This window comes from Leucobacter sp. M11 (assembly GCF_035726885.1).
In the GTDB taxonomy this organism is placed as follows: domain Bacteria; phylum Actinomycetota; class Actinomycetes; order Actinomycetales; family Microbacteriaceae; genus JAPFRB01.
The window spans coordinates 692813-698012 of sequence record NZ_JAPFRB010000001.1 but is presented as its reverse complement, the minus strand read 5'-3'; the positions used below and the strand labels follow the sequence as shown (position 1 = coordinate 698012).

The 5200-nt window shown below is 63.2% G+C and carries 11 protein-coding genes and 1 pseudogene; 11 read left to right on the top strand and 1 reads right to left on the bottom strand.

Features of this window, described 5'->3' with window-relative positions; all coding sequences use genetic code 11:
* A partial coding sequence (locus OOT08_RS03635; RefSeq protein WP_325091297.1) for a transposase occupies positions 1-177 on the bottom strand: 177 nt, incomplete at its 3' end.
* A gap of 204 nt (positions 178-381) precedes the next feature.
* Between OOT08_RS03635 and OOT08_RS03630 the strand changes: the two genes are divergently transcribed.
* The 11 genes and pseudogenes from OOT08_RS03630 to OOT08_RS03580 all read left to right on the top strand — a co-directional run.
* Positions 382-879: a DUF4385 domain-containing protein gene (locus OOT08_RS03630; protein ID WP_325091172.1), complete on the top strand. Its 498-nt coding sequence runs from the start codon at positions 382-384 to the stop codon at positions 877-879.
* Between the two features lie 224 nt (positions 880-1103).
* Complete coding sequence (locus OOT08_RS03625) at positions 1104-1622, top strand: Asp23/Gls24 family envelope stress response protein (RefSeq protein ID WP_325091171.1); 519 nt, start codon at positions 1104-1106, stop codon at positions 1620-1622.
* Positions 1619-1810 (top strand): DUF2273 domain-containing protein, encoded by a 192-nt coding sequence (locus OOT08_RS03620; RefSeq protein ID WP_325091170.1) that lies wholly within the window; start codon positions 1619-1621, stop codon positions 1808-1810. The genes OOT08_RS03625 and OOT08_RS03620 overlap by 4 nt, the downstream gene beginning before the upstream one ends.
* An 11-nt stretch (positions 1811-1821) precedes the next feature.
* Entirely contained in the window at positions 1822-2193 is a 372-nt protein-coding gene (locus OOT08_RS03615) for an NTP pyrophosphohydrolase (RefSeq protein ID WP_325091169.1), read from the top strand.
* Between the two features lie 12 nt (positions 2194-2205).
* The gene (locus OOT08_RS03610; RefSeq protein WP_325091168.1) at positions 2206-2778 is read left to right on the top strand and encodes a DNA/RNA endonuclease G; all 573 of its coding nucleotides are present in this window, start codon (positions 2206-2208) and stop codon (positions 2776-2778) included.
* A gap of 17 nt (positions 2779-2795) precedes the next feature.
* The gene (locus OOT08_RS03605; protein WP_325091167.1) at positions 2796-3392 is read left to right on the top strand and encodes a hypothetical protein; all 597 of its coding nucleotides are present in this window, start codon (positions 2796-2798) and stop codon (positions 3390-3392) included.
* A 35-nt stretch (positions 3393-3427) separates the two neighbouring features.
* Positions 3428-3643 carry a hypothetical protein gene (locus OOT08_RS03600; protein WP_325091166.1) on the top strand — a complete coding sequence of 72 codons (216 nt, stop codon included), beginning with the start codon at positions 3428-3430 and terminating at the stop codon, positions 3641-3643.
* Between the two features lie 92 nt (positions 3644-3735).
* Positions 3736-3909, top strand: coding sequence for a CsbD family protein (locus tag OOT08_RS03595; RefSeq protein WP_325091165.1), 174 nt, complete (start codon positions 3736-3738; stop codon positions 3907-3909).
* Positions 3910-3983: 74 nt separating this feature from the next.
* Complete coding sequence (locus OOT08_RS03590; protein ID WP_325091164.1) at positions 3984-4250, top strand: GlsB/YeaQ/YmgE family stress response membrane protein; 267 nt, start codon at positions 3984-3986, stop codon at positions 4248-4250.
* Between the two features lie 123 nt (positions 4251-4373).
* Positions 4374-4940, top strand: a complete 567-nt coding sequence (locus OOT08_RS03585) for an RNA polymerase sigma factor (protein WP_325091163.1) — start codon at positions 4374-4376, stop codon at positions 4938-4940.
* Positions 4937-5200: pseudogene (locus OOT08_RS03580) on the top strand (hypothetical protein); the annotation flags it as partial. The gene OOT08_RS03585 and the pseudogene OOT08_RS03580, both read left to right, overlap by 4 nt.

The window sequence follows — 5200 nt, the reverse complement described above, 5'->3', positions numbered from 1 at the left end:
GTCTTCGCTGGTGGATCTGCCGGGCCTGCGACCATTATCTATATCGTCTTGACGGAGCCAGGAATGAAGAGTGACCTCGTGGACGCCGAGGTCTGCTGCGGTTTGCTTGGCCTGTCGGCCTTCGCGGACGAGCGCGATCGCGCGTGCACGGAACTCTGGTGGGTAGGGGCGTGGCATGTGGGTGAGCCTTTCATGAAGGCCTTCGACTAGCTACCCCGAGTGGAAACCAAACTATAGGTCAGGTCAGAATGTCACCTAACCATGCATCAGACCCATGGTTGCGTTCTTTGGGTGAGACGTTGCAGGAACCCGTGTCGTGTCGCAGCCCGCAACGGGGCGGTTCCTAGGCCCACAATTGGGTGGCCGCGAGGACGGGGTGCTTTGCAAGAGTTCGACTGTTCACTCGATTATGGGTCGATCGATTTTCGCGAGCGTCCTGACCTTTATCGCATCGGGCGTGGCGAGCAGGGCGTGTTGAAAGTCGAACCGTATAAGTCCGAGATCCTCCCGCACTGGAAGTTCGCTACTCCGGAAACTGCGCGGGCATCGAGTGAGCATATCCTGTCCATGTTCGCCCGTTATCTCGATGACGATGATTTCGTGGGTGCTGACGTGGCGCGAAAGTTTCTGCAGATGGGATTCACTCGTGCCAGACGGTATGCGAACTATCCCGCTGGCAAGAAGTACGTTGGGCCGGTGCCTGCGGATAAGAAGGGGCAGAGCGGCGCTCATGGGAGGCGGCGGCTTGCCAGGCAGCATGACCCTGCGAAGGCCGAGAGCGCTCGAATCTTCAAGGCGGCTTGGGATCGTGCGGCTCAAGACCCTCGGTATCTGGCTTTGCGAAAGCAGCACCGGGAACGGTACGAGTCCCGAATTTAGCTACCGGAGTGGATTCGGCGCTCAGAGTTGTCTCATCTGGGCGTGACGTCGTGATGTGTCTTTCCTAAGCATCTGGCGCGGTACTCGGCGCGAGGATGCGCGGTCTCAAAGTACTTTGTGACGTTTTCCCATTGTGTCCCGTCTCATATGTAGAGCGTTGTTCTTCGCTCGTTGGATGGTGCGGCTCTTTGGGGTTGCGCTGCTGATTTGTGGAGGTAGTTCAGATGGCTACGAATGAGACGAACACGACGATCCCTTCGGGAGATCTGGCGGCTGATGGCCGGGCGAAGAAGGCCCCGGTGCCTGCTTCGCGGGTGGATCGTGCGCCCTCGGCGGGGCACCTCTCGGCCGCGGTCGAAGGTCAGTCCGCGGGCCGGACCACGATCGCTGAGGGTGTCGTGGCGAAGGTGGCGGGTATTGCAGCCCGTGAGGTGCCGGGTGTGTACGCGCTCGGTGGCGGCGGAGCCCGCGCACTGGGTGCGATCCGTGACGCTGTGAACGCGACGGATCTCACGCAGGGCGTGAAGGTCGAGGTCGGTGAGACGCAGGCTGCCGCGGACATCACGATCGTGGTGGACTACCCGGCACCGATCCAGGAGATGGCGGAGAACGTCCGCCAGGCTGTGGCTGGCGCGATCACCCGCTTGGTCGGGTTGCAGGTCGTCGAGGTGAATGTGGATGTGAACGACGTGCATCTGCCCAGCGACGACGAGGGTGACGACACCGAGTCGCGAGTCTCATGAGTGCCACGCTGAGTGGAGCCCTGATTGGTGCGGTGCTCGCGTTTGCTGCGTTGACCTTCGGGTTCTGGGGGTTCTTGCTCGTCGCTGTCATGATGGGTGTTGGAGCGCTGACCGGACGGGTAGTGTCCGGGAAGCTTGATCTCCGCGCCCTGGCCGGGGCGTTCACCGGGAGGCGCGTGTCGTCATGAGCATGGCGACCGTGGCATCCCTGCTGAACGAGCCCCCTACGTCCGGGCGTTCGGTGCCTGGCAGGGTGCATGTTCGTCAACGGGTAACGGAGAAGGTTGTCCGGGAGGCGGCGGCGGTCACCATCGGGGTCTCCAGAGATCACGTGAACGTCGAGGTCTCCGAGTGGGGTGGTGGCCTCGCCGTGAGGGTTGCAGCGATGCTGCCGATCCCTGACCTGGGGGATACGGAGGCGGTCCGAGCCGCGACCCCGATCCTCGACCGGGTTCGTGCGCTGCAGACAAGGCTCGCTGAGGAGTTCGCCCGACTGGCCGGGCGAGAGATTCGGCGCGTGTCGGTCACCGTGACGGGCGCGATTGTCCCTGAGCGAAAGAGGGTGAGATAGATGAGTACTAGCGTGTTGAAGCGTGTCGTGCGGAGGGAGACGCATTCTCCGCGCACCGTCCTCGCTGTCGTCGTGCTCGTGCTCGCTGCACTCGCCGCGATGTACACGGGTATCGAGGTCGTGCTGCATCTCCTCGGACTCGGCCCGCTCCTGGTCGCCCCTGGCGCTGCACTGGCTTGGCTGACGATGCTTCCGGACGAGGTTCCTCAGGCCGCGGTCGTCGCCGGGGGCGCGGTCGTCGCGGTGATCGGGGTGGCGTTGGTCTGGCTGGCGGTCGGCCCCGGGCGGAGGCCGAAGCATGAGCTCGCAGTGTCTTCTCATGCGGTGGTCGTGGATAACGGGGTGATCGCGTTGGCGGTTGCGGAGCGGGTGCGGCGCGAACTGGATCTCTCCAAGGCCTCCGTGGTGATAGGTATCGGCCACCGGAGCGCGGACGTGACGGTTCGCCCCGAACCCGGACAGACCATCGACAAAGGCCGGCTTCGGGAGATCGCGGAAGCAGAACTCGCCAGCTACGACCTGTCTCCGCGCGTGCGTGCGCACGCCCGGGTAGTGCGTGCCGCTGATACAGGGGGGCTGTCATGAACGCTACGAATCGAGCGGTGAACCGGATCATCCTCCTCGTCACCGGTCTGATACTCCTCGCCTCCGGCGCTGCTGCGGCGACTGCCATGCTGTCGCCGGTAGCTGGTGAGGTGTGGCGGACGAGCATGACGACCACGAGAGACTGGATGGTGCATGCGGATCAGGCGACGCGTATCTCGGAGGCGACTACGGCGAGCTGGTTCACTGTCGCTCTCCTTGCACTCCTGCTACTGGTGGTGGTGCTGGCGATAGTCGTGATCGCCCGCCTCGGTGGTGGCCGGAGCAGCCGCGTGATTCGTGAAGAAGCTTGCGAGGGCGTGCAGGGGGCGGTGACGATCCGTCACGGTTTCGCCGTCGACGCCATCACACGCGCGCTCACCGGCCGGGAGGAAATCCTCTCCGCGCGCGTGGATACTCGCCGTGTGCGCGGTGCGGATGTGCTCCATGTGAGTGTGACGCCGAGGCAGAACACCTCCCCGGCGGATGTTGCCGGAACGGTGACGATGCTCGTCGACAACCTCGCGACGCTGACCGGGCGGGAGACGCCCACCCTGGTATCGATCCGTTCCGGGATCCGATCTCGGCTCGCAGCAGACCAGTCCCGAGTGAACTGACCCCAGACCGGGAAGCAAGAGAAAGGAGCGGTGCGATGAGAAAGAACCTGCTGATCCTCGCGGTGATCGCGATCGCCGTGTATCTGGTCGGTGTGGAATCGGCGAAGTCGCGTGGGAAGAACTATGAGGACCTGCGGCACCAACTCGAACGGCTCTGGACGAGCCCTGACGCCAAGAAGTCCCGGAAGCGCATGGCGAGGAATGCCCGCAAGACGATAGAGAAGGCGAGCAAGAACCTCCTCGGCAGCTGACCGCACAGGCGGAAGAGCTGCTTCCGCCCTAGATAGCCCCCACTCGCGAACTTCGCGAGCGGTTGAGTAATGAAAAGAAAGGAATCGACACGATGAGTGCTGGAGACAAGATCAAGGCCGCTGCCGACAAGCTCACCGGTCAGGTGAAAGAGACCGTGGGAAAGGTGACCGATAACGACAAGCTCGTCGCCGAGGGCAAAGCTGATCAGGCGAAGGGCACGGTCAAAGGCAAGGTCGAGGACGTCAAGGACGTCTTCAAGAAGTAACCCGGGACGGGTGGACGGCGCACGTCGCCGTCCACCCGACCTCTCAGCGAAACAGTTTGGAAGGACAACCTCTCATGGGCTTTTTCAGTTTTCTCATTCTCGGCCTCGTCGCCGGCGCGATCGCGAAACTCATCCTCCCAGGCAAGCAGGGCGGTGGCTGGTTCGTCACGCTCCTGCTGGGCGTCGTGGGTGCGATGCTTGGTGGCTGGCTCGGCGGCCTCATCTTCAACGTCAACCTCGAAGGCTTCTTCAACCTCTCGACCTGGCTACTCGCGATCGGCGGATCGATCCTGGTGTTGCTGATCTACGGACTCATCACCGGACGTCGCGCGAAGAAGTAATGAAACCCCAAAATTCTCTTGAGGTTCTGGTGGTTCTTGGAGAGGATGAGGGAAGAGGAGACGGCAACGGGGTCGTCTCAGGCCCTCACCGGGGAGGGCCCCTTCGCGTGAGGGGGACGAAGGATGCGCAGTGAACGCTATCGCAGCCCATTGGAATCAGCTGACGACCGCATCGTCGCAGGCCGCGCCTCTGATGGCGACACGGTCGCATTCGCGGTGCTGGTTCGGAGGTACAGCCCGATGATGCGTGCCTATGCCCGACGCATCCTCCCCGGAACAGCAGAGGTGGATGATGTGGTGCAGTACGCGTTCATCACCGCTTGGGAGCAGTTCCCCAAGCTCGAAGACCCGGGTCGGGTGAAGAGCTGGCTGATGCGGATCACCAGCCGCAAAGCGATCGACCGTATCCGGGCCACCCGAACCCACGTGGATGTAACAGAAATGGAGATTCCGGCACCTGACCATGGAACCCCGCCGCGTCAGGCCGAAGCCCGCGCGGGCGTGGCGGCGTTGAGCGACGCGCTCAGACAACTCCCGGACGCACAACGGGAGTGCTGGGTCTTGCGCGAGATCGGCGACTACTCCTACGAGGAGATCGCCGAAGAACTCGGCCTCCCCGTCTCCACCGTCCGAGGTTTGCTGTCGCGAGCTCGTAAGGACATCATTGTTCGGATGGAGCAGTGGCGATGAACGAACACGACACCCCCGAAACCACAGTGCTCGGGATGGAGCCCGAGGATCTCGACGGCCACACGATCGAGGAGCTCTCCAACTACCTCGAGGCTGGCCGTGCCCCCGCGGATCCCTCGATCGACGGGTCGCCGGGATGCAAGATCGCACTCGACGCCCTCGAGCGACTCCGAACGCTCTCACCCGAACTCCTGGCAGCCGACACCGAGGCCGAGCCGGAGCCGGAGGAAAGCTGGGTGCAGAGCATTCTCGCCGGCATC

What these genes read in the sequence shown, in the direction of transcription:
- OOT08_RS03585 (WP_325091163.1), top strand. Translation starts at nt 4,374, where the DNA reads ATGCGCAGTGAACGCTATCGCAGCCCATTGGAATCAGCTGACGACCGC.
- OOT08_RS03600 (WP_325091166.1), top strand. Translation starts at nt 3,428, where the DNA reads ATGAGAAAGAACCTGCTGATCCTCGCGGTGATCGCGATCGCCGTGTAT.
- OOT08_RS03625 (WP_325091171.1), top strand. Translation starts at nt 1,104, where the DNA reads ATGGCTACGAATGAGACGAACACGACGATCCCTTCGGGAGATCTGGCG.
- OOT08_RS03590 (WP_325091164.1), top strand. Translation starts at nt 3,984, where the DNA reads ATGGGCTTTTTCAGTTTTCTCATTCTCGGCCTCGTCGCCGGCGCGATC.
- OOT08_RS03620 (WP_325091170.1), top strand. Translation starts at nt 1,619, where the DNA reads ATGAGTGCCACGCTGAGTGGAGCCCTGATTGGTGCGGTGCTCGCGTTT.
- OOT08_RS03595 (WP_325091165.1), top strand. Translation starts at nt 3,736, where the DNA reads ATGAGTGCTGGAGACAAGATCAAGGCCGCTGCCGACAAGCTCACCGGT.